17 protein-coding genes are annotated in these 23109 nt (G+C 51.7%); 11 read left to right on the top strand and 6 right to left on the bottom strand.

Translation table 11 applies throughout. The features are described from left to right. The first annotated feature begins 55 nt into the window (after positions 1-55). Together F608_RS0125880 and rsmG are read left to right on the top strand one after the other, a co-directional pair. Positions 56-1366: a NupC/NupG family nucleoside CNT transporter gene (locus F608_RS0125880; protein ID WP_022668655.1), complete on the top strand. Its 1311-nt coding sequence runs from the start codon at positions 56-58 to the stop codon at positions 1364-1366. 5 nt (positions 1367-1371) lie between these two features. After that, positions 1372-2058 carry a 16S rRNA (guanine(527)-N(7))-methyltransferase RsmG gene (rsmG, locus tag F608_RS33435; protein WP_022668654.1) on the top strand — a complete coding sequence of 229 codons (687 nt, stop codon included), beginning with the start codon at positions 1372-1374 and terminating at the stop codon, positions 2056-2058. Here the strand turns inward: rsmG and F608_RS33430 are convergent. Beyond that, positions 2005-3897 carry a response regulator gene (locus tag F608_RS33430; RefSeq protein WP_022668653.1) on the bottom strand — a complete coding sequence of 631 codons (1893 nt, stop codon included), beginning with the start codon at positions 3895-3897 and terminating at the stop codon, positions 2005-2007. The two genes, rsmG and F608_RS33430, sit on opposite strands and share 54 nt — an antisense overlap. Before the next feature lie 160 nt (positions 3898-4057). On the opposite strand from F608_RS33430, the gene ileS reads away from it, so the two are divergent. From ileS to F608_RS0125835, 7 genes are all read left to right on the top strand, one after another. Further along, positions 4058-6853: an isoleucine--tRNA ligase gene (gene ileS / locus F608_RS0125865; protein WP_022668652.1), complete on the top strand. Its 2796-nt coding sequence runs from the start codon at positions 4058-4060 to the stop codon at positions 6851-6853. A 1-nt stretch (position 6854) separates the two neighbouring features. Continuing rightward, positions 6855-7355 (top strand): signal peptidase II, encoded by a 501-nt coding sequence (gene lspA / locus F608_RS0125860; RefSeq protein WP_022668651.1) that lies wholly within the window; start codon positions 6855-6857, stop codon positions 7353-7355. Between the two features lie 5 nt (positions 7356-7360). Continuing rightward, on the top strand, positions 7361-8131 hold the full coding sequence (gene lgt / locus F608_RS0125855; RefSeq protein ID WP_022668650.1) for a prolipoprotein diacylglyceryl transferase: 771 nt from the start codon (positions 7361-7363) through the stop codon (positions 8129-8131). Next, complete coding sequence (gene holA / locus F608_RS0125850) at positions 8118-9386, top strand: DNA polymerase III subunit delta (RefSeq protein WP_022668649.1); 1269 nt, start codon at positions 8118-8120, stop codon at positions 9384-9386. The genes lgt and holA overlap by 14 nt, the downstream gene beginning before the upstream one ends. A gap of 2 nt (positions 9387-9388) precedes the next feature. Continuing rightward, a complete protein-coding gene (gene pyk / locus F608_RS0125845) occupies positions 9389-10804 on the top strand; it encodes a pyruvate kinase (protein ID WP_022668648.1) in 1416 nt (471 codons plus the stop codon). Positions 10805-10865: 61 nt separating this feature from the next. Beyond that, positions 10866-11708, top strand: coding sequence for a cytochrome c3 family protein (locus tag F608_RS0125840; RefSeq protein ID WP_022668647.1), 843 nt, complete (start codon positions 10866-10868; stop codon positions 11706-11708). A 191-nt stretch (positions 11709-11899) separates the two neighbouring features. Beyond that, entirely contained in the window at positions 11900-12802 is a 903-nt protein-coding gene (locus F608_RS0125835; RefSeq protein ID WP_022668646.1) for a DMT family transporter, read from the top strand. A gap of 54 nt (positions 12803-12856) precedes the next feature. Here F608_RS0125835 and F608_RS0125830 read toward each other — a convergent pair whose 3' ends face one another. Both F608_RS0125830 and F608_RS33425 read right to left on the bottom strand, forming a co-directional pair. Further along, the gene (locus tag F608_RS0125830; protein WP_022668645.1) at positions 12857-14527 is read right to left on the bottom strand and encodes a diguanylate cyclase domain-containing protein; all 1671 of its coding nucleotides are present in this window, start codon (positions 14525-14527) and stop codon (positions 12857-12859) included. A gap of 143 nt (positions 14528-14670) precedes the next feature. Beyond that, positions 14671-15582 (bottom strand): DMT family transporter, encoded by a 912-nt coding sequence (locus F608_RS33425; protein ID WP_022668644.1) that lies wholly within the window; start codon positions 15580-15582, stop codon positions 14671-14673. A gap of 251 nt (positions 15583-15833) precedes the next feature. On the opposite strand from F608_RS33425, the gene F608_RS0125820 reads away from it, so the two are divergent. After that, positions 15834-18677 carry an FAD-binding and (Fe-S)-binding domain-containing protein gene (locus F608_RS0125820; RefSeq protein ID WP_022668643.1) on the top strand — a complete coding sequence of 948 codons (2844 nt, stop codon included), beginning with the start codon at positions 15834-15836 and terminating at the stop codon, positions 18675-18677. Positions 18678-18757: 80 nt separating this feature from the next. Here F608_RS0125820 and F608_RS0125815 read toward each other — a convergent pair whose 3' ends face one another. After that, positions 18758-20206 carry a DNA integrity scanning protein DisA nucleotide-binding domain protein gene (locus F608_RS0125815; protein WP_022668642.1) on the bottom strand — a complete coding sequence of 483 codons (1449 nt, stop codon included), beginning with the start codon at positions 20204-20206 and terminating at the stop codon, positions 18758-18760. A gap of 163 nt (positions 20207-20369) precedes the next feature. Here F608_RS0125815 and F608_RS35370 point away from each other — a divergent pair, with 163 nt between their 5' ends. Beyond that, complete coding sequence (locus tag F608_RS35370) at positions 20370-21494, top strand: GGDEF domain-containing protein (RefSeq protein WP_084681284.1); 1125 nt, start codon at positions 20370-20372, stop codon at positions 21492-21494. On the opposite strand, the gene lipA is transcribed toward F608_RS35370, so the two are convergent. Next, on the bottom strand, positions 21474-22376 hold the full coding sequence (lipA, locus tag F608_RS0125805; protein ID WP_022668639.1) for a lipoyl synthase: 903 nt from the start codon (positions 22374-22376) through the stop codon (positions 21474-21476). The genes F608_RS35370 and lipA overlap by 21 nt on opposite strands. Beyond that, positions 22366-23106 (bottom strand): lipoyl(octanoyl) transferase LipB, encoded by a 741-nt coding sequence (gene lipB / locus F608_RS0125800; protein ID WP_022668638.1) that lies wholly within the window; start codon positions 23104-23106, stop codon positions 22366-22368. The genes lipA and lipB overlap by 11 nt, the downstream gene beginning before the upstream one ends. Between the last annotated feature and the right edge of the window lie 3 nt (positions 23107-23109).

The raw sequence follows: 23109 nt of genomic DNA, 5'->3' as shown, positions 1-23109 counted from the left end.
ACCCAATTCCGGGTTTTGGCGGTTAACGCCTCTATTATGACGGGAGCATCAAAAGATGGATATCTATAACCTAGTCAGTTTTTCCGGCATCTTTATCCTTCTCTTTATCCTCTGGGCCGTTTCAAGATTCGTTTTTGGGAACACCACCCCTCTGAACTGGCAGGTGGTGGTCTGGGGACTGGCTATCCAACTCAGCTTTGCCGCCTTTCTCTTTCTGGTGCCGGCCGGGGTGACCCTGTTCCAGGGGGTCAACGATTTTGCGGTAAAGATTCTTGAGACCGCATCCCACGGAACCCTCTTTGTCTTCGGCCCCCTTGCCCTCCCTCCCGGAGAAAAGGGATCTCTAGGGTTTATTCTGGCCTTTCAGGGGTTCCCCACCATTATCTTTTTTTCAGCCCTGGTGGCGGTCCTTTACTATTATCCGGTTCTGCCCTTTGTGATCCGGTTGTTTGCCAGGCTGTTCACCCGGCTGATGAAGGTGTCCGGTGCCGAGGCCCTTTGTACGGCAGGCAATATATTTGTGGGGGTGGAATCGGCCCTGGTTGTGAAGCCCCATCTGGAGAAGATGACCCGGTCGGAACTGGGCACGGTTCTCACCGCAGGAATGTCCACGGTGGCCTCCAATGTTCTGGCCCTTTATGTATTCACCCTCCGCCAGGAGTTCCCCTCCATAGCCGGCCACCTGATTTCGGCTTCTTTTCTTTCCGCTCCTGCAGCCCTTGTGACGGCCAAGATCCTGATGCCGGAGACCGGGATTCCCGCCACCCTGGGAAAAAACGTGGACATCCACTATGAAAAAGAGGCCAATCTTTTTGAGGCCGTTATCAACGGGGCCTCTACCGGTCTCAAGGTAATTTTCAGCATCGTGGCCCTTTTGATCGCCGTACTGGGACTGGTGGCCCTTGCAGATCTCTTCCTGGGAATGATCGGAGATGTCCTGGGTCAGTGGACCGGAGCAGAAATAAACCTCTCTCTCAAGCAGATCCTGGGAGCCCTCTTTTATCCCCTGACCCTGATCATCGGGGTTCCTTTTGAGGATGCCGGCATCATATCCGGGATCATCGGAGAAAGAATCGTCTTGACGGAAGTGGCCTCCTATAAAGATCTGGCCCTGGTCCTGGCCGAAAACCGGCTGATTCACCCCCGGTCGGCCGTGGTTACGGCCTATGCTCTCTGCGGCTTTGCCCACGTGGCCTCCATGGCTATTTTTGTGGGCGGGGTGTCGGCCCTGACGCCGAAACGAACCACGGACATCTCCAGCGTGGCTGTCAAAGCCCTGATCGCCGCCACCTTTTCCTGTCTGCTCACCGCATGTGTGGCCGGCGCCTTTTTCAATGAAACCAGTCTCCTGCTTGGAAAATTATAAAAAAGATGACCCCCAAAAACATGGACAACCATATCCTGGAGTTTGAAAAACATCTGGAACAGGGGATCCGGGATATCAACCTTGATCTTACGGATCACCAGATTTCCCTGATCTCGGCCCACGCCCGGGAGCTGACCCTCTGGAATAAAAAAATCAACCTCACGGCCATCACCGGTCCCCTGGACATGGCTGAAAAACATTTTATTGACGCCCTTGCAATTTACCGGTTTTTGGGTCCCGGAAAGAGGATACTGGACATGGGGACAGGCGGGGGATTTCCCGGGATTCCCCTGAAAATTCTCTGTCCGGCCCTGGAATTTTCCCTGGTGGATGCCTCCCGGAAAAAAATCAACTTTCTCAGGCATACGATCCGGACCCTGGGTCTTGAAAAAATCCAGGCCCTTCATTCCAGGGCGGAAGATCTTCACCATGATCCGGAACATGCAGGGAAGTACGATATGGTGATTTCAAGGGGATTTGCCCATCTTGAAAAATTTGTCGGTCTGGCCCGGCCTTTTCTCAGGCCCGGGGGCATCATTTACGCCATGAAGGGCAGTCAGGCCCTGGACGAGATCACCCCGGATCTTGAAAACCGGTTTATCATCCGGACAGACGCCTACCGGCTGCCCTTACAACAATCAGAGCGGGTTCTGGTCCGGCTCGGCCCCAAGGACCTCCCGGATGGCCTTTGAATAATCGGACATGGATACCGGTTTTAACAGATATCTAGCGATTCCCAGCTCTTCTGCCCGATGTTTGTCCATCCGGTTGCTGTGCCCCGAGCAGATGATAATGGGGAGATCTTTCCGGATTTCCAGCAGGGCCGCGGCCAGTTGGTCTCCGGTCATCCTCGGCATGGTCATATCGCTGATCACCAGATCAAATTCTTCCGGCCGGGATCTGAACTCTTCCAGGGCTTCAAGGGGGTTGATGCGGGTTTCCACATCATATCCCAGATGTTCCAGGGTTTTTCTGGCCATATTGAGGATCATCTGTTCATCATCAATGAATAGAATTTTTTCTTTGCCCCGGTGAACCCCGGTTTCAGGAACCGGTTCAGGTTCGGGTAAAAGATCGGTCATGGGCAGAAGGATCTTAAAAAGAGTTCCCTGGTTCATCCGGCTTTCCACCCGGATGAGGCCCTTGTGATTCTTGATAATCCCGTGGACCACCGCAAGACCCATGCCCGACCCTTTTCCAAGCTCCTTGGTCGTAAAATAGGGATCAAATATCTTTTCCAGAAACTCTTCCCGAATTCCCGGACCGGTATCAGATACCGTGATTTTAAAATAGGGTCCGGGTGGAGGGGAGGATTCAAAACCGGGCAGGGACCTTTCTATCCGGGTTACCAAAGCCTTGACCTCCAGCCGCCCCCCGGTCTCTTCCATGGCCTGGGCCGAATTGATGCACAGATTCATCATTACCTGATTGATCTGAACCTCATCGGCCAGGATGACGGTTTCCTTTTCCGGAAGCACTGCCTTTATTTCGATGTTGCTGGGAATGGTGGACCGAAGGAATTTAAGGGATCCCCGGAGCAGTTTAACCGCATGGACCGGCTTGAAAGCCTGGTCGTTCTTGCTGCTGAAATTAAGCAATTGTTTTACAATATCGGCGGCCCTGAGACCGGCTTCCTTGACCTGATTGAGATTCTTCTCAACCCTTCCGGGGTTTCCAAGATCGGTCAGGGCCAGCTCCGTATTTCCCAGGATCATATAGAGAAGATTGTTGAAATCATGGGCAATCCCGCCGGCAAGGGTTCCAATGGATTCCATTTTCCTGGCCTGGTAAAGTTCCTTTTCCGCCTGCTTGCGCTCCCGGACTTCGGATTCGAGTTTCTTTTGAATTTCCATCATCTGGCGCCGCTCCCGGAGCAGATCCCGGGTCAGATTTTCCTGTTCCTCTATCAAGAGGAAGAGTCCCTTTACCAGGGCGGAAACCGACACCGCGGCAATGGCATTCAAGACAATGAAGTTGACCCCTGCGGCGATCATGATCTGGGAAGATTTAAAAAAGGGAAAACCGGCTCCCAGCTTCCCGGTGGAGACGAAAAAACCCGTAACAGACAAAAAAAGGGCATTCATCAGAATAGCAACCAGAGCGGCCCGGTTTCCCATGAGCACACCGGCAAGAACGGCAAATGCAAAGAGCCAGGCCGGTCCGCCGCTCAAAGGCCCCACCGTCAGAACAACGCTTATGCCGATGAGGTAGAAGGTCAGGAGGGTGACGGTTGATCGGATCTCAAAGGAGATCCCCCGGACAAACAAAAAGGCAAGACAGATCATCAGTCCCGACAGGTCAACTGCGGCCAGGCCCCAGGCATTTTCCTTTACAATCATGACACCTGCGGCCACCAGAGCAAAAAAGCCCAGAAAAAGACCTGCGATGAGAACCGAGGAAAGGATAAAGGCCCGCCACCGGATCAGGCTGTTCTGTTCCAGTGAATGGGGCCAGAGCATTCTTTCCATGATGGATTTCTGAAATCTGCGAAACCGGGTCAGGGACGGATTTTTATGTTCGGGTTCGGTCATTCTGTCCGGGATTGATCTCCAAGAGACAAGGGTTTATGGGGAATGGATAGCACAACCTTGAAAAAAAGGACAGCTTTATATTCCTTGACTTTCAGCCGGTTTGGAAATAAAAAGGAGAGTTCAATATTGACCTTAAGTTTATGCCCGATTCGGAGGAAAAATGGAATATAAGAAAACGCTCAACCTGCCTTCTACCCAGTTTGCCATGAAGGCCAACCTGCCCCAGCGAGAACCCCAGATGCTCAAGGACTGGGAGCAAAAAAAGATCTATGAAAAACTGAGGGAACAATCCAAGGACAAACCTTCTTTCATCCTCCATGACGGTCCTCCCTATGCCAACGGACATCTTCACATCGGTCATGCCATCAACAAGATATTAAAGGACATCATCATCCGGTCCCGGCAGATGGCCGGATTCAATGCCCCCTATGTTCCCGGCTGGGACTGCCACGGCCTGCCCATCGAACATAACGTGGACAAGAAACTGGGCAGCAAAAAGAAAGAGATGACTCCGGTCCAGGTCCGCCGGGAATGCAGGACCTATGCCTCCAAATTTGTGGATATTCAGAGGGAGGAATTCAAGCGGTTCGGTGTGGCCGGGGAGTGGGATGAGCCCTACCTGACCATGAACTACCCCTATGAAGCCCGGATCGCCAAGGAATGCGGGGAATTTGCCCTGTCCGGGGACATGTTCCTGGGCAAAAAACCCATATACTGGTGCTGTTCCTGCCAGACCGCACTGGCAGAGGCTGAAATCGAATACCACGATCACACCTCCCCATCCATCTATGTGAAGTTTCCTTTGAAAGACGATATCAGCGGGCTGATCCCGGGGCTTGGGACCCAGGAGATCTCCATGGTCATCTGGACCACCACCCCCTGGACCCTTCCGGCCAACCTGGGGGTATGTCTTCATCCTGACTTTACCTATGCCGCCGTTACAACCCAGAGCCACGGCGTCCTCATCCTTGCCAGGGATCTGGTGAAACAGGTCATGGAAACCCTGGGCCTGGACGACTATTCCGTGCTCGGGGAAATCAGGGCAGGGGACCTGGAGAACAAAAGGTGCAGCCATCCCTTTTACGACCGGGATTCTTTGATCATCCTCGGGAACCACGTCACCCTGGATGCCGGAACCGGCTGCGTTCATACGGCCCCGGGCCACGGTGCCGACGACCATATTGTGGGCAAACGTTACGGCCTGGACTGTTATTCACCGATTGAGGACAACGGAACCTTTTCAAAGGATGTGGAACTCTTTGGCGGCCAGTTCATCTTCAAGGCCAACAAGGAGATCAACCAGCATCTTGACAGCCTGGGAAGACTGCTGAAAAACGAAAACCTGTCCCACTCCTATCCCCACTGCTGGCGGTGTAAAAACCCGGTCATCTACAGGGCCACTCCCCAGTGGTTTATCTCCATGGACAAGCTGGGGCTGCGCAAAAACAGCCTGGAACAGATCAACAACGTGAAATGGATTCCGTCCTGGGGAAGGGAAAGGATCTATTCCATGATTGAGAACCGGCCGGACTGGTGTCTTTCCCGCCAGCGGTCCTGGGGGGTTCCCATCCCGGTTTTCCACTGCAATGACTGTAAAGAGGTCTATGTTACCCGGGAGTCTGTGGACCGGGTTCACCAGCTCTTTACCGAACACTCTTCTGATATCTGGTTTGAAAAGGATGCGGCCTTTCTCATGCCCGAGGGGGCCAAATGCAAATCCTGCGGATCCACCGGGTTTTCCAAGGACCACAACATCCTGGATGTCTGGTTTGACTCCGGAACCAGCCATGCTGCGGTTTTGGAAGAAAGACCCGGGCTTTCAAGACCGGCCGATCTCTATCTCGAAGGCAGCGACCAGCACAGGGGATGGTTCCACTCCTCCTTGCTCACATCCGTGGGAAGAACCGGGAAGGCGCCATATAAATCCGTTCTGACCCACGGGTTTACCGTGGACGAGCAAGGCAAGAAAATGTCCAAATCCGTTGGCAACGTGGTCCTGCCCGAAAAGGTTATCAAACAATACGGTGCCGATGTGTTGAGGCTTTGGGTGGCATCTGCCGACTACAAGGGCGACATTAGCGTGTCGGACAACATCATCAAACAGCTTTCCGACGCCTACCGCAGGATCAGAAACACCTGCCGGTTTATGCTGGGCAATTTCTATGATTTTGATTTAAAAGCCAATGGCCGGCCTCTATCTTCCATGTCCGAATTGGACCGCTTCATCCTGCACCGGCTCTACAAGGTGGTGAAAAGATCCTGCAAGGCCTACGACGAATATGAATTCCACACCATTTACCACAGCCTTCACAATTTCTGCGTGGTGGACCTGTCCGCCTTTTACCTGGATATCATCAAGGACAGGCTCTATACCTCTCCCCCGGATGATCCTGCAAGAAGGGATGCCCAGACGGCCATGGCCCTGATTCTGGACGCCCTGGTCAAACTCATGGCCCCCATCCTCCCTTTTACGGCCGATGAAATCTATCAGCACATGCCGGGATCGGATAAAAAAGAGAGTATCCACCTGGAAGAGATGGTCCAAGCCGATGAAGCCTGGAAAGACGACGAACTGGCCGAAAAATGGGAGGCGGTCATCAGCCTCAGAACCGAGGTGAGCCGGGCCCTGGAAGAGGCCAGGAAAGCCAAGCTTATCGGTCATCCCCTGGATGCGGCCCTTGAGATCAAACTGCCGGATTCCCAGCTGAAAACCCAGGTTGAGGCCCTGCCCGAGGCCCTGAACGATATCTTTATCGTATCCAGTGTCTGCCTGGTCGACTCAACGGATTCGGCAGCATACCAGGGCAGGGAGATCCCGGGCCTTGAGATCGGGGTCAAAAAGGCCGAAGGAGAAAAATGCGAACGCTGCTGGCGGTTTGACCAGACCATTGGAGATGATCCGAACCATCCAACTGCCTGTGAGAGATGTGCAACTGCCCTGAAAAAAATAATCTGATATGATTTTGGATTCAGGCAGAAAAGAGTTCATCCGGCTGGTCCTGGTCAGCGGGGGGGTAGTCCTGGCCGATCAGGTTACCAAGGCATTGATCAGTCTTTACCTGCCCCTCAACGCCCAGGTGGTGGTCATTGAAAATTTTTTCAATATCAGCCATGTCCTGAATCCCGGAGGGGCCTTTGGTTTTTTTGCCGACCAGCCCCTCTGGATCCGGAAGATCGTTTTTTTATTTTTGTCCTCCCTGGTTGCATTGTCGGTGCTATGGTTCTATAAAAGGACGGCAAAGGCCCTTGTTTTTTTATCCTACGGCCTGGCCCTGATTTTCGGGGGAGCCCTGGGGAACCTCATTGACCGGTTCAGGTACGGAAAAGTGGTCGATTTCCTTGATTTTTACATCGGCACGGCCCATTGGCCGGCCTTTAATGTGGCAGACTCCGCCATCAGCATTGGCATGGTGATCCTAGTCTACCATGTGGTATTGAACAAGATACCGGAGTTCTAAACAAGATGCATCCCATTCTCATCCAAATCAGCGGATTCAAACTCTACACCTATGGTCTCTTTGTGGCCCTGGGATTCATGGCCGCCCTATGGTTTTCCAAGAAAAACGGAAAATTCTACGGGGTTTCCGGCGAGGATATCAGCGACATCTTTTTTATTATCCTGATATCCGCTGTAATCGGGGCCAGGCTTCTATATGTTCTCATTGATTATCCGGCCTTTCTCGCCCATCCCCTGGAAATTTTTAAAATCTGGAACGGTGGACTGGTCTTTTTCGGGGGATTCATCGGAGCGGTGGGGGCAACGGCCGTGGCCCTCAGGATCAAGGGACTGCCAGTATGGAAAACCGCAGACATCATCGCTCCTGGAATTGCCCTGGGCCATTCCATCGGCCGGATCGGCTGCCTTTTTGCCGGCTGCTGCTACGGGAAGCAATGCGAGCTTCCCTTTGCCATCCGGTTCACCAATCCCCAGGGCCTGGCCCCTCTTAATCTTCCCCTCCATCCCACCCAGGTGTACATGATGCTGTCCAATTTTTTTCTGTTTCTGATTCTGGTCGGGCTCCAGAAACACAAGAAATTCCACGGAATGATCTTCCTGGTCTACATCATGATCTATTCCGCTTTCCGATCCGTGATCGAAACCTTTCGGGGAGACTATCGGGGAGAGTTTTTATTAGATTTTTTATCCATGTCCCAGGGAATCGGCCTGATCGTCTCCTGTGTGGCCCTGGCCTTTATCATCAAATTATACAGATCAGCCAATGACCCTGATTAAACATCATCAGGTGGATAAGACCCTCTCCGGAATGGACAGGGCGTCCTGTCCCAAGATAATTCTGATCTGCGGCGAAGCCTTTCTCAGCTCCAAGGTCTATCAGGGCCTGACCCGTTTTCTGCTCGAGGAGGGCCAGAGGGAATTCGGCCTTGAAGCCCTGGATGGGCCGACCACCCCAATGGGTGACATTATCGAACAGGCCACCACCTTTTCCTTTTTATCGGGTCCCAAGGTAATCGCCGTAAAAAACGCCCCCCTTTTTTCCCCTGCCGGGGAAGCCGGCGGGATCTCCTATGGGGAAAAAGATCTGGAGCGATTGTCCGGCCTGATCCAGGAGGGGCTGCCTGAGAATCATTTTCTGGTTCTCCTGGCCCAGGGAATGGACCGGAGAAAAAAAATATTCAAAAGCATTGAAAAACTCGGACTGGTCGTGGACTGCAGCGTTCCCCAGGGCGCCAGAAAAGCCGATCTGGATGAACAGGCAGCCGTGCTCGGCTCCATTACCGAACAGGTGATGTTCAAGGCCGGCAAGACATTGGATCAGAACGCCTTCCGGGCTTTGACGGATTTGACCGGATTTAACCTGGAACTTTTTGCCGGAAATCTGGATAAACTGGTCTCCTATACCGGCGCCACCCCCCGGATTACCCTTGGAGACGTTGAAAAGCTTATTAAACGGGATAAAAAAGACCCTATTTTTCTCTTTACCAATGCGGTCCTGGACCGGAATCTTACCCAATCCCTTTTTTTTCTTTCCTCTCTGTTCAAGGACCGGTTCCATCCCCTCCAGATCTTGAAATCCATGGAAAATCAGATTCGAAAACTCCTGATGATCAAGTCTTTCACCATGGATCCCAAGATGCAGGGCATGAATCCAAGGCAGATCAACTTTAATTCGTTCAAGACCCGGGTCATGCCGGCGGTGATTCAAAGAGACGAGGAGATCCGCCAGAAACTGACCCAGAATGCCTCTGTTTTTGAGCCCTTGGACAGGGAGGATCAGGAGAAGAAAAAAAAGGGCAAAAAAAACACGCCTTCCACTGATCTTTTTCTTGCGCCCAATCCTAAAAATTTATACCCTGTGTTCCAAATCTTCCAGAAATCGGAAAATTTCACTTTGGAAGAATTAAAAAATGGTTTGATCGACCTGGCAGACCTGGATCATCAATTCAAGACATCGGCTTCGGAGGAGAGGGCAGGCGTGGAAAATTTTATCATCAATCTATGTAAAAGATCCGCCCCAGGGAGGGGATAAGCATGCTGAGGAAAACCAAAATCGTAGCCACCGTGTCCAACCTTAACTGCTCCGTTGATTTTATCCGGGGGCTCTATACGGCCGGCATGAACGTGGTCCGGCTTAACACCGCCCACATGAGCCATGAAGATGCCCTGAAGGTGATTGATAATACCCGGGCCGTGTCCGATAAGATCGGCATCCTGCTCGACACCAAAGGACCTGAAATCCGGACCTGCGACGCGGAAAAACCCCTGGCGGTAAAACATGGAGATTATATCCGGATCAAGGGTGCCCCCGATGAAATATCCAGGGACGACGTCATCTGCGTCTCCTACGAACATTTTGTCAATGATATTCCCATCGGCAGTTCCGTGCTCATTGACGACGGATACATCGCCCTTGCGGTCATGAAAAAAGACAGGGATTATCTGATCTGCCACGTGGAAAACGACGGAGTGATCCAGGCCAGGAAAAGTATCAACATCCCTTCGGTCCATGTCCGGCTACCGGCCCTGAGCGAAAAGGACAGGGGCTTTATCCGGTTTGCTGCGGACAATGCCCTGGATTTCATTGCCCATTCCTTTGTCCGGAACAAACATGATGTCATCGCGGTCCAGGATATTCTGGACCAAAAAAAATCCGCTATAAAAATCATCGCTAAAATTGAAAACTCCCAGGGCGTGGATAACCTGGATGAGATCCTGGACCATGCCTACGGGGTGATGGTGGCCAGGGGAGACCTGGCCGTTGAAATTCCCACGGAAAAAATCCCCTTGATTCAGAAAAGCATTGTGGCCACCTGCATTGAACGGCGCAGACCCGTGATTGTGGCCACCCAGATGCTTCACTCCATGATCGAGTCCCCCAGGCCCACCCGGGCCGAGGTCTCTGATGTGGCCAATGCCTGCCTGGATCATACCGACGCCCTCATGCTATCCGGCGAGACCGCCTCGGGAAAATATCCGGAAGTGGCCGTGCGGACCATGGCCAAAATCGCCCAGGAGGTGGAAAACAAACTGAGCAGTTTCATTGATGTCCCCTATAGCCTGGAAAACAAAATCACGGCCTATCTGGCCAAGGCGGCAGTCAAGGCGGCCCTTCGCCTCAACACCCAGGGAATTGTGGCCGATTCCCTGACCGGAAAATCGATCCTGGCCCTGGCCGCCTACCGGGGGGACAACCCCATCTATGCCCAGGTATATGATATAAAGGTCATGCGTCAGCTATCCCTTTCATTCGGGGTCTATGCTGATTACATCCCCCTTGACGCGGATACGGAACAGGCATTGCAGGATGCCATCTGCCGCCTGGTGGAGGAAAAAAAGATGAAGGAAGACACCCTGATCATCGTTGTGGCCGGCAGTTTCGGCCCCAAGCAGGGGGCATCCTATATTGAAGTATCAACGGCAGGTAATTTTAAAAATAAATGCAAGTGATTCCGGCGCAACGTCTTCCCGGGCCCTGCATGAGATGATAACCCATAATTGGAGAAAGAAAATGAAACGAACCCTCCTTATTGCGTCTTACTTTGCTTTCATCCTGATGATCGGAAATCCCCTTGTCTTTGCCGCAGAAGAAACCTTTCTTTTGCCTGCCGGAACCATGACCCTGGTTCCACCGCCCGGCTACAGCCCGAAGAAGTCATGGGTCGTCTTTCCCCATTCCTTTCATTTTAAATTTTCATGCAAGAGATGCCACCATGAATGGGAACCGGTGGAGGAGGTGAAGTCCTGCTCTTCTTCCGGGTGTCATGAAGAGTTCTGGCCCGGTGCTCCCTCTGCCCGGCCCTGGGAAGAAAAAAAGAGTTTTTCCATGACCGGTGCCTATCACAAGGCCTGCCGGGACTGTCACAGGGAAGAGTTGAAAAAACTGGATAAAAAACAGGCTGCCGGTTTTACCGGTCCCATTGCCTGCGACGGATGCCATAAGGAGCCCCAAGAGCCCTATACCGATTCAATGACCCCTTTTCCCGTGCCCCTGGGAACCTTTACCCTGGAAGCCCCGGGCGATGTATACGCCAAACGCTCCTCTGTCGAGTTTCCCCATGAGACCCATTTCAGCTTTGGCTGCGGAGCCTGCCACCACAAATGGGACGGAGAGAGCCAGGTGCAAAACTGCACCACATCCGGCTGCCATGATCAGGTAGAACCCGATTCCGGATCCCGCAGCATCAACGATCCGAGAAATCAGCGGTATTATCTGTCTGCCTATCACAAGGCCTGCCTCTACTGTCACAGGGATCTGAAAAAGAAAAGAGAATCCCTTGAAATGGCCGGTGTCACAGATGAAGATAAACTTCCGGCATTCGGACCCGTGACCTGTTCCGGGTGTCATCAATAGGGCAGGGGTATTGGATATTGGACCGGTTCTGTTTTTTGACCCCGGCCTAAACAGCAGGTTCATTTGAAGGAACAGGCACCTGAAACTTTTCGGCTGGATACCCGCCCCATGAACTCATCTTTTTTTGAGCCCTTTTCCATGGGCGCATTAAAATCATTCAGCAGCCAGGGGCCTGTTGATGGGATCAGTCCATGTTCTCTTCCCGGCCCAAACTGAATGCCGTGACCATCCTGGTCGCCGGAGCCGCCATGATCAGCTTTTCAGGGGTCTGGGTAAAACTTGCCCATGTCTCCCCGACGGCTTCGGCCTTTTACCGGGTCTTTTTCGGCTGCCTTTTTCTGCTCCCCGGGGTCCTCATTCAAAGGGAATCTTTTGCCAAACCCTTTAAAAAATATCTCATGGCCGCACTCTCCAGTGTTTTCTTTGCCATGGATCTGTTTTGCTGGCATAAGAGCATCCTTTTCATCGGACCGGGGCTGGCCACCATTTTGGGCAACTTCCAGGTGTTCGGCCTGACCCTGGTGGGAATTTTGTTTTTCAGGGAAAAACTGCGCCTTGTATTTATTTTTTCCCTGCCCCTGGCCATGCTGGGGCTTTACCTGATCATCGGTGTCAACTGGGACACACTGGGACCGGAATCCCGCATTGGCATCCTCTATGGATTTGCCACCGCAGCCTGTTACATCGGGTATTTGCTGACCTTAAAACAGCTCCAGTCCGATGCCAAAAACCAATCCCGGTTCTTTTACATGATGCTGGTCTCCCTGTTCAGCAGTCTCTTTTTGGGGGGAATCCTGGCTGCCGGGGGGGACTCCTTTGCCATACCGGACATCCAGTCCCTTTTTTCCCTGTTTGCCCTGGGCCTTTTCAGCCAGTGTATCGGATGGGTCATGATCGCCAATGCCATGCCCCATGTCCGGACCTCCCGAACCGGGTTAATCCTTCTGCTCCAACCGCTGCTGGCCTTTGTCTGGGATGTGCTCTTTTTTGCCCGGCCCACCGGCATGACCAACTGGATCGGAGTGCTCCTGACCCTGTCGGCCATTTATATGGGAATGGCGGGGAAGGGGGATAAGGCCATACCAGCAGATTGAGAACGGATTTACCCGGTCATGTTGATCCATAGAAATGGGACCCAGGCTTGAAGCTCAACTGAAAAACCTGAACGTATTGCGTCCGTCTTCCTTTGCATCATACAGGGCAACATCGGCATTGATCATGATTTTTTTGATGTTGTCACCATGCTCTCCCAATATAGCAATGCCGATACTGCAGGACATATTGAGCTGAATACCATCCAGGACAATGGGTTCAGATACGGCACTCAATATCCGGTTTGCCAGTTCACTGATGGCCTCAAGACTATGCATATCTTTAAAGGCAACCATGAATTCATCTCCGCCGAACCGGAAAACCATATCTTCTTTGCGGATACATTGTTTCATTGTATTGGAGGCCTGGATCAACAATTTGTCGCCTATACGATGCCCATAGGTGTCATTTATCGTCTTGAAATTATCCAGATCGATAAACATGATGCCCGCAAGGAAATTCTCATCCTGCTTGTTCTCAATAATCGACTCTAGTTTTGATTCACCGAACCTGCGATTGGGCAATCCGGTGAGCGTATCATGGTGGGCAAGATATTCCATATCATCGCTGATCTCTTTGAGTTCTTCATGGGAAGCGACCAGTTTTTTTGTCATGATTTGGATGCTTTTTGACAACTCGCCAATCTCGCTATTTGAATTCAGATCCAGTTCAATATCGTGCTGTCCTTGACTGATCAATGCCGCCATATCCCGTAACCGGTTGATCGGTGCAGTAATCGATTTGGATATCAGCAGACCGATAATGCCGGTGATAATGAGCAGGAAGACGACACTGATCATGATGCTCTTTTTCAGACGGACAATGGGCATGAAGATATCGGATGCAACGGTAGAAACACTTAATATCCAGCCGTTGGAAAGCTTGGAGAATCCCATGATCTTCTTATTATTCTGAAAAACATATTCAATCACATCTGATTTGTTTTTTGTCATGGACGCTATGACTTCATTCAAAGCTTCATTTTTGATATCAGGTATATATGTTCCTGTTTCAAGGGAGGGGTGAAGAAGAATGGTTAAGTCCGTGTTGATCAGGAAAGAATACCCTGATTCATATAGCTTCATATCTTCAATTTCTTTTTCCATATCTTCAAAGGCTATATCGATACCTGCCACTCCGATCAATAGCCCTTCATTGAAGATGGCCCTTGTATAGGATATCATTTTCACATCAATGGTGGCATCAACATATGGAGGGATCCAGACCCCCTTTTTTTTGCGGATGGGCTCGTAATACCATGCCATATCTTTATTGGCCGGGAAAAAGGTTGAGATGTCTTCGGGTTCCTGGTAAATGAAATCCCCCTTTCCGTTGTTAATAAACCAGGACTCAAAAACCTGACCTGTGAGTTCAGGATTAATGACAACGTAAATTCCCTGAATGCCGGGACTTTTATCACCTATCCTTTTGAGCAGGCCATTCATTTTTTTCATATACCCGGATCGATACCCATGATCGGCTGCAAATTGATTTGAATCAAATGATGAGGCAACAAAGGATTCGAGTGTATCAACAGATCCCTCTATTTTTTTCAGTCTGGCACTGAATTCGTTGGCATAATTGCTGGATACATAGTGGAATTTATCATATGCCTCCTGGCGGAGGATTTTGGATGCCTGCATCACGCTGAGATAGCCGATTGAAACGGCAACAATAACCGAGCAGGATATAATTGCCATAAGAATTTTCGTAATGATCTTATTCATAGCCCCATCCGCTATTCACAGAAATGATCAAACCCATTCGATTGTATTGCGATAAAAAGAATTTTTCTTCCTTGAAAAATACCAAAATCCCATGAAACAATCAACTGAATAGGGGAGCCGATCTACAAATCTAAACCAAGGAGCTATACGGATTTTTTGGCGGGTATCCGGTAGGGTTTGTTACCTGGGCCCAGACTGTTCAGGAGAATTGCTCCCGATACAATGCTTCCCCCGATGATGGTCAGCATACTGGGGACCTCATGGATGCCGAAGACGGGCAGATAGACCCAGACGACTCCGCCGACCACCTCAATCAGGGAGATCAGGTTCAGTTCGGCCGCCGGAAAATGCTTGGACCCAAAGGAAAAGAGAATCAGGCCCACACCGACCAGGGAGCCGTGGATCATGCTCAGGGCTATGTTCCGGACCGGCATCAGTACGGAGCCGCTCTGGGTATGGATGATACCGGCGGTTAAGATCGCACAGAGAATGCCGGCAAGGGCAATGCCGGCAAACTGGGGGACCTCTTTTCTGAACCGCAGGGAGACGGAAAAAACGGAAAAACCGAATGCCGAGCCAAGCCCGGTAAGGGTTCCCAGAACATTGCCGGTTCCCAGTCCTTCCACCACCATCACGGAAATCCCGATCAGGGCAATGGTCATGGCCACCCAGGTCATCAGGCGGAGCCTTTCCCCGAGGATGAATATGCCCAGAAATGCTCCGATAAAAGGAATGGTTGAATAGAGGAAAAGAGTATTGGCCGCCGTTGTCAGGGTAATGGACCAGATAAAACCGATAAAGGCCCCCACAAGGCCGAAAGCTCCGACAAATCCGGGAATCCCCATTTTTCTGAAATTCCTGTAAAAGCCGGATCCGTCTCTGACCATCAGATAAGCGCATAGGATCAGGGCAATGGTCAGCCCCCTGAAAAACAGATACTGCCAGCGGTAGATCTGGGGTTCGGTCATGTAGCGGATGGTCAGGGCCCCGAACGACCATAATGTACCGGCCCCCAGAACCATGCAAAGGGCCTTGGAACGAGCTGAATGTATCATCTTATCTATATTTGAACCTTTTCTGATAAGCCGTTGTCCGGGTAGTATCGCTCAAAGCGATCTGTGGAGATAATCATTCCCGGTCCGGAAATGCAAGGGGAAACTTTATCTATTCCTGTTTTTTTATCTTTCCTAGAATCGGAACATGGGATTTCCATTCGGATCTTATCATCCGGAAACAATATACTTCTGTTGCGGTAAATTAAAAAATGTTACTCTTTACCCTCATACCAATTCACAGGGGAGGACATATGCCTTCTAAGAAGGTCTACAGGGATTTCTACCATGCCGTACTTCAGGAGATTCCAAAAAAACAATTGATTACGGATCTGTTTTTGCGATCCGTCATTGGAACCGATGCCGGATTTTATTGCCTGGTGCCTGAAATGGTTATTGATGTGGAAAATGAGCGTCAAGTCCGGGTGGTGCTCAGGGAGGCCGGTAAACGAAACCTTGCCATCACCTTCAGGGCGGCCGGTACCAGCCTTTCCGGCCAGTCCATCTCCGATTCCATCCTGGTCCGGCTGGGCCCGGAATGGAATGGGTATTCCATTTTTGACCAGGCCCGGTTTATCCGGCTTCAGCCCGGGATCATCGGAGGATGGGCCAACCGATATCTGCTTCCCTTTAATAAGAAGATCGGCCCGGATCCCGCTTCCATTGATACGGCTAAAATCGGGGGGATCCTGGCCAATAACGCCAGCGGAATGTGCTGCGGGGTGGCCCAGAACTCCTACCAGACTTTGGAAAGCATCCGGCTGATCCTGGCCGACGCCACCCGGGTGGATACCGGTGACACCGGGAGCGTGGCAAAATTCAGAAGATCCCATGCCGCTCTTCTGGACCGGCTGGCCGGCCTTCGGCAAAGGGTTCTGGAGGATGAGGCACTGGCGGCAAGGATCCGGCACAAGTTCAAGATCAAAAACACTACTGGTTACAGCCTTAACGCCCTTGTGGATTATGAGGATCCGGTTGATATCATGGCCCACCTCATGATCGGTTCCGAAGGCACATTGGCATTTATTGCCGATGTGGTGCTCAAAACCGTGACCGAGCATCCCCACAAGGCTTCGGCCCTGATCCTCTTTGAAAACATAGGCGATGCCTGCCGGGCGATTCCCGTTCTCCGGAACCTTGAGGTATCGGCGGCGGAGATCATGGACCGGGCCAGCCTGGCATCGGTGGAGAACAAGGAGGGCATGCCCCGGGAAATCAGAGGGGTAGGGCCTGAAGTAACGGCCCTTCTGGTGGAAACCCGGGCCAACACCCCCAAAGCCCTGGCCGGCCAGATTGAAGAGATCACCCGGAGTCTGGCCGGATTTACCACCCTCCATCCCATTTCCTTTACCTCGGATCCCAAAGAATTTAAAATCCTGTGGGCCGTACGCAAGGGGCTGTTCCCGGCAGTGGGCGCCGTACGGGAGACCGGCACCACTGTGATCATCGAGGATGTGGCATTTCCCACGGCCCATCTGGCCGATGCCGCCCTGGACCTCCAGGCCCTGTTTAAAAAATATCAATACCACGAGGCCATTATTTTCGGCCATGCCTTTGAAGGGAATCTCCACTTTGTTTTTACCCAGGATTTTTCCGAACCCATTGAGGTGAACCGGTACAAGAATCTCATGGACGAGGTGGTGGAAATGGTGGTGTCCCGGTATGGCGGTTCTCTCAAGGCAGAACACGGCACCGGGAGAAATATGGCCCCTTTTGTTGAAAAGGAATGGGGGGCCCGGGCCTTTGGGCTCATGAAGGAAATCAAGGAGATCTTTGATCCTCAAAATCTGCTCAATCCAGGAGTGATTTTTAATCCCGACCCGGAGGTTCATCTCAAGAACCTCAAATCCATGCCTCCGGCCCATGAGATTGCGGATAAATGTATTGAGTGCGGGTTCTGCGAACCGGTCTGTCCTTCCCGGAACTTAAGTTTTTCCCCCCGGCAGCGCATTGCCGGACGGCGGGAGATCAGCCGGCAGATGGCGGATGAAAAGGGATGGCTCAAGGCGAGAAACCTGGCCCGGGCCTATCTTTATCCCGGCATGGATACCTGTGCGGCGGACAGCCTCTGTGCGGAACGCTGCCCCGTGTCCATTGATACGGGCAAAATGGTCAAAGAACTGCGAAGGGAGGCAAAGGGAGCCCTTGCCAATGCCCTGGCAAAAAAAACCGGTGAAAACTTCGCCCCGGTCGCCAAAACAGTTTCCATGGGGCTTAATGCGGCAGACAGGGTTCATGCCCTGGCCGGTACCCGGCTCATGGAAAAAGGGGCAGCCGGTGCACGGAAACTCAGCAACAAACGTCTGCCCCTGTGGAACCGGCACATGCCCACGGGTGGAGGAAAAATCCCAAGGACAAAAGAAGAAACAGCCCCTGCCGATATGGTGGTCTATTTTCCCAGCTGCGCATCAAGGATGATGGGCGGTCCCTCCCGGGAAAATAAAGAACAGCTTCCCCTGATGGAGGCAACCTTTTCCCTGCTCAAAAAAGGAGGGTATGGGGTGGTCTTTCCGGAAGATTTAGACAAGCTTTGCTGCGGCCAGGCTTTTGAAAGCAAGGGATTCATCGACCAGGCCGACACCAAGGCCCGGGAATTGTCCGAAGCCCTGCTGGCAGTTACGGATCAGGGGCAACTGCCCGTGCTCTGCGACACCAGTCCCTGCCTCTACCGGATGAAGAAGACCCTGGATCCCCGGTTGAAGCTGTTCGAACCCATTGAATTCGTCCTGGAATATCTCATTGACCGGCTGGAATTCACCCAGAAAGATACCCGAATCGCCATCCACCCCACCTGCAGTACCCGGAAAATGGGGCTTGAGATCAAACTCAAGGAGCTGGCGGAAAAATGCGCCACCCAGGTGGTCTGGCCCGAGGATATCCATTGCTGCGGATTTGCCGGCGACCGGGGATTCAATTTTCCCGAACTCAATGAATCTGCCCTGGCCGGACTGGATGAACATGTCTGCACCTGCGAAGCCGGCTATTCCACCTCGGTGACCTGTGAAGTGGGCCTTTCCCTCCACGGGAAGATCCCTTATTCCTCCATTCTCTACCTCGTGGATGAGGTGACCCGGCCCGGACGGGATAATCCGGTTTAACGGATCATGACCCGACTCCTCGGCCTGTTCTGGTAAAAATCCCGGATGATCACCCAGACGGCCAGGATGTTTCAATGGATTCAATAATAGGTCAGATCAGAGGCGGTAGCCCATTCTTTGAGCAGGACCGGCGTACTGCAGAATACAGAAGGTTTCAGCTTCCACTGGGTATCGAGTGTCCTGCCGTTCATCATCACGGAGACATGGGCATCAATGGATACTACAATGACAACAATATTTTCGTTCTCGGCCGTGAACCGGAGCGCGGAGTTGAACCGGGCTCCCCGGGCCCTGTGTTCCCCGGGAATGTAATGGCCGTGCAGGAGACAGGCAAAGCCACGGAGTTTGAGGTCGGTCCCGATGTGAAGGGCACCGTCCACCCTGGAAAGGGATTTGGCAAGGTCAAGGCCTTGTTTTTGCCTGAGATCAAGGGGATGCTGAAGCGAATGGCAGGAGATGAATATCGGGGCCGGGTTCAGATCCACGACAAGGGTGCAGCCATGCCGGTGGGTTGCCGCATCGTGAACGATTCCGGTAATGACCTTAAATAAGGCACTGGCCTCCTCCGGATCCATGGCCGAATCCAGCAGGACTTCTTCCACCTGAACCAGCTTTGGCCTGCGGTTGGTGGACTTGAAGCTGCCGTCTGAAAATGAACAGACCGGGTCCGCGTTTAGGCTTAAGAAACCATATTGTCCATTGAAATCTGCGGTAATGGAGAATCCAGGGACCTCATCTCCGATAATACCGATAATGGTTTCCTCGTCAGCCACCAGTTTTCGATCCGAATTTTCAACGGATTGCAGCAGCTTCCGGATATGTTTTACATTGTCCAGAACCGGCCGTTCCGTTTCGGGAAATTCCGCCAGAAACTTAAGGTTTGAAAGGGATCTCTTTTCGACAAAAAGGAGCTTGCCCTTGGGCCAGGCGCCTTCTTCCGGTGTCCAGGAAATTTTAAGCACAGCCTCGAGAATCGGATAGACCCGGATCCGTGTATCCCATCCGAGCAGCACATTCATCTCATCCACCAGAAAATCCCTGACCGCGTGGGTGGCATATTCTTTCAGGAAACCGCCGGAGATACCCGTGTAAAGTTCTTCTTCATTGGCAATATCGTGGGAAAGCCGCCAGACGGCCTGCTCCAGCCACCGTTCCGTTGGGCCGATGGTGCACATATCCGGGTGGTGCTCGGTAAACCACATCTGATAGGAGACCGTGCCGGACCGCCCGCCGCAGGAGATGAGTCCTGCCAGTTCCAGATTTTTTTCCGGAAGCAGGTTGCTGAATTTTTTTTTGTCATACCTGAGGAAACATTTTTTCTGCCAGTCATCCTTGTCCAGGAACAGCTCCTTGAATTTGGGTTCATGTCCGGCCAGGAGGTTCTGTGGATCATAGACAACCATGGGGTCTCCGGGCTTCACAGCATAGATGACGGCTACCCGGCTGGGGCCTGAAAAACGGTTCAGCCCCTCCCGAAGGCCTTCAGCGGTTTCCATGATGCATTTTCGAATAAAGAGCTTTTCATCCATGGGCAGGTTCTCCGTTGCTATATTATATCTCTATATCCGTTCTGCGGTAAAGTTTCAATGCGGACAGAATCCCCAAAACAAAAAAAACCGGGCCAGGCAAAGGTTGTAACCTATATTTCAAACTGTTAAAAAAAGAAATCACTTTGAAAAATACAGGGATACCATGTTTATAAAACGTCCTTTCTGGAGATTGATATTCAAACCATTGTCGGTTGATGCCGACAATATTGAGGCCAGCGATAACCTGAGAAAGCAGATTATGATCTATGCGCTTTCCCTTCTGGGAATTGCGTTTCTTATGATCATGAGTGTCCGGCTGTTTTCCGAAAAATCATATTTTTATTCTTACCTGAATATAGGCTTTGCCTTTTTTCTGATACTTCTTTTTTTTCTTGCCAGAACCGGTAAAAATTTACAGATGTATAGTGTTATAAGTATTTTGTTTCTCCAACTTTTTCTCATGTTTTTATTCCATAGCGGGGCCAGCCAACAGATGGCTTTTATTTGGTATTATCTTTTTCCCATGGCGGCACTTTTCCTCCTTGGCATAAGATTGGGAAGCATTCTTTCATTGGCCATGATTGGACTGTCAGCACTGCTGAATGCCGGTTCCGATTTTATACCGGGTATTGTTCCCTTTTCGTCGCCAAAATTTTTCCGTATTTTCTTGAGTTATATCGGTGTATTTCTTTTTGCCCTTGCTTTTGAAAAAACAAGACAATCGATCCAGGAAAAACTAAAAGAAATGATGGAAAAGCTAAATGAGCTTGCCATCCGGGATACACTGACCGGGCTGTACAACCGCCGGTATATGGATGAGGTCATCTTCCGGGTTGTGAATCAGTGCAGCCGCTCAGGATTGGCCATGGCGTTTATTATGGCCGACCTGGATTTCTTTAAAAAATATAATGACACCTATGGTCATCAGGGTGGAGATAAACTGCTTGAAACTTTTTCAACTCTGCTTGTTTCACTTGTCCGGCGGCAAACCGATTTTGTATTTCGGTACGGCGGCGAAGAGTTCGCCATTATTCTTCCAGCGACCTCTCCTGAAATGGCGGAGCATCTGGCTCAAAAAATAGTTGTGGAAACATTTAATCTCCCTTTTTCCCATTCCCAGAATCCTTTTGGAAAAGTCACGGTTTCAGTGGGTCAGGTTTATGTCGAATCTCCCGGGAAAATGGACTTTCAGGAGCTGATACGGCAGGCGGATATGGCTCTTTATAAGGCGAAAGAATCCGGCAGGAATCGGTATGTAAGTAAACGTTTACCCGTTCTTTTGAAATAATTCCTTGGCCTTGTAGGAACTTCGGACAAAGGGTCCGGCAGCCACCTGGGAAAAGCCGATTTCCCGGGCCGTCTTTTCCAGTTCGGCAAACTCTTCCGGGGAATAGAACTTTTCAACATTAAGGTGGGCCTTGGAGGGCTGGAGGTACTGGCCGATGGTAAGGAGGTCGCACCCGTGATCGTGAAGATCTGTAAAAGTCCGTACAAGCTGATCCCGGGTCTCTCCCAGACCCACCATGATCCCTGACTTTGCAGGCATATCCGGGGCGATATCCTTTACCTTCCTGAGAAGATCCAGGGACCGCCGGTAAAGGGCCTGGGGCCTGACCCGGTCATAAAGATCCGCCACGGTTTCGATGTTGTGGTTGATGACGTCGGGTTTGGCTTTAATCACGGTTTTAAGGGCCTCTGTATCTCCCTGGAAATCCGGGATCAGGACTTCCACCTGGATATCCGGTCCGGCCTCTTTGACCGCCCCTATGACCCGGGCAAAATGGGATGCCCCGCCGTCGGGCAGGTCGTCCCGGGTAACCGAGGTAATCACCACATAGTTGAGCTTGAGGTCAAGAACGGCCCGGGCCAGCTTTTGGGGTTCTTCCGGATCCACGGGCTGGGGAGGGCGGGACCCCACGTTGCAGAACCGGCAGTTCCGGGTGCATTGGGAACCCAGGATCATGAAGGTGGAGGTGTTCTTGGAAAAACATTCAAACATGTTGGGGCAGGAGGCTTCCTGGCAGACCGTATGAAGACCTGCCTCTGAAAGGAGCCGGGTCACCCGCTGGTAATCCCCGCCCTTGGGCAGGCTCTTTTTCAGCCACCGGGGTTTGGCCTGGCGGGGCAGGGCTTTACAGGGGCCGGTGCAGGTTTTGGCATCAGTTTTCATGTTCTTCCTCAGCGATGGCATAGTCAAAGATATCGCTAAAATGTTGGATAAATAAGGATTTTACCCGGTCCATGGAAAACGAAACGCTCGGCTGAACACCTTCCACTTCCTTTTCAATGGAGGTCATGGACATATCGGCCAGTCCGCAGGGATTGATCCAGGAAAAGGGGGTCAGGTCCGGGTTGAGGTTCAGGGCCAGGCCATGGATGGAAACTCCCTTTTGAATGGAGATGCCCACGCTTCCGATTTTCTTGTTTCCCACCCAGAGTCCGTGGTTTCTTTCGTTCCGGTCCGCAGGGACCCCAAAATCCGAAGCGGTCCGCTTCATGATTTCTTCCAGGCCTGCCACAAAGTCGGCCACCCCGATTCTGGCCCGTTCCAAATGGATCACGGGGTAGAGAACCGCCTGGCCCGGGCCGTGATAGGTGATGTTGCCCCCCCGGCCGGTCTGGACAATGGGAATTCCCTTTGATTCCAGAAAGGATTCAGACACGGTGAGATTTTCCCGTCCCCCCCGTTTGCCCAGGGTGTATACGCTTGGATGCTGGACGAAAAAGACCCGGTCCGGCAGGGCCGGGTCTTTGATCATTTCATCCCTTGTGGAGCCTTGGAGAATAAGGACATCGGCATAGTCAGCCAGACCCAGATCCGTGAAGATGCAGGAGCGGTTCCGTGACTGCAGATCCGATTCTAGAAAATCCTGGTCCTTTCTGACTGCCTCTGCCTTCATCTG

The organism is Desulfospira joergensenii DSM 10085 (genome assembly GCF_000420085.1).
GTDB classification, from domain to species: domain Bacteria; phylum Desulfobacterota; class Desulfobacteria; order Desulfobacterales; family Desulfobacteraceae; genus Desulfospira; species Desulfospira joergensenii.
Note: the sequence above shows the minus strand (reverse complement) of the source record. Positions and strands in the feature narration are given on the sequence as shown.

Coding starts and splice junctions, on each gene's coding strand:
- F608_RS0125880 (WP_022668655.1), top strand. CDS start 56: ATGGATATCTATAACCTAGTCAGTTTTTCCGGCATCTTTATCCTTCTC.
- rsmG (WP_022668654.1), top strand. CDS start 1,372: ATGACCCCCAAAAACATGGACAACCATATCCTGGAGTTTGAAAAACAT.
- F608_RS33430 (WP_022668653.1), bottom strand. CDS start 3,897: ATGACCGAACCCGAACATAAAAATCCGTCCCTGACCCGGTTTCGCAGA.
- ileS (WP_022668652.1), top strand. CDS start 4,058: ATGGAATATAAGAAAACGCTCAACCTGCCTTCTACCCAGTTTGCCATG.
- lspA (WP_022668651.1), top strand. CDS start 6,855: ATGATTTTGGATTCAGGCAGAAAAGAGTTCATCCGGCTGGTCCTGGTC.
- lgt (WP_022668650.1), top strand. CDS start 7,361: ATGCATCCCATTCTCATCCAAATCAGCGGATTCAAACTCTACACCTAT.
- holA (WP_022668649.1), top strand. CDS start 8,118: ATGACCCTGATTAAACATCATCAGGTGGATAAGACCCTCTCCGGAATG.
- pyk (WP_022668648.1), top strand. CDS start 9,389: ATGCTGAGGAAAACCAAAATCGTAGCCACCGTGTCCAACCTTAACTGC.
- F608_RS0125840 (WP_022668647.1), top strand. CDS start 10,866: ATGAAACGAACCCTCCTTATTGCGTCTTACTTTGCTTTCATCCTGATG.
- F608_RS0125835 (WP_022668646.1), top strand. CDS start 11,900: ATGTTCTCTTCCCGGCCCAAACTGAATGCCGTGACCATCCTGGTCGCC.
- F608_RS0125830 (WP_022668645.1), bottom strand. CDS start 14,527: ATGAATAAGATCATTACGAAAATTCTTATGGCAATTATATCCTGCTCG.
- F608_RS33425 (WP_022668644.1), bottom strand. CDS start 15,582: ATGATACATTCAGCTCGTTCCAAGGCCCTTTGCATGGTTCTGGGGGCC.
- F608_RS0125820 (WP_022668643.1), top strand. CDS start 15,834: ATGCCTTCTAAGAAGGTCTACAGGGATTTCTACCATGCCGTACTTCAG.
- F608_RS0125815 (WP_022668642.1), bottom strand. CDS start 20,206: ATGGATGAAAAGCTCTTTATTCGAAAATGCATCATGGAAACCGCTGAA.
- F608_RS35370 (WP_084681284.1), top strand. CDS start 20,370: ATGTTTATAAAACGTCCTTTCTGGAGATTGATATTCAAACCATTGTCG.
- lipA (WP_022668639.1), bottom strand. CDS start 22,376: ATGAAAACTGATGCCAAAACCTGCACCGGCCCCTGTAAAGCCCTGCCC.
- lipB (WP_022668638.1), bottom strand. CDS start 23,106: ATGAAGGCAGAGGCAGTCAGAAAGGACCAGGATTTTCTAGAATCGGAT.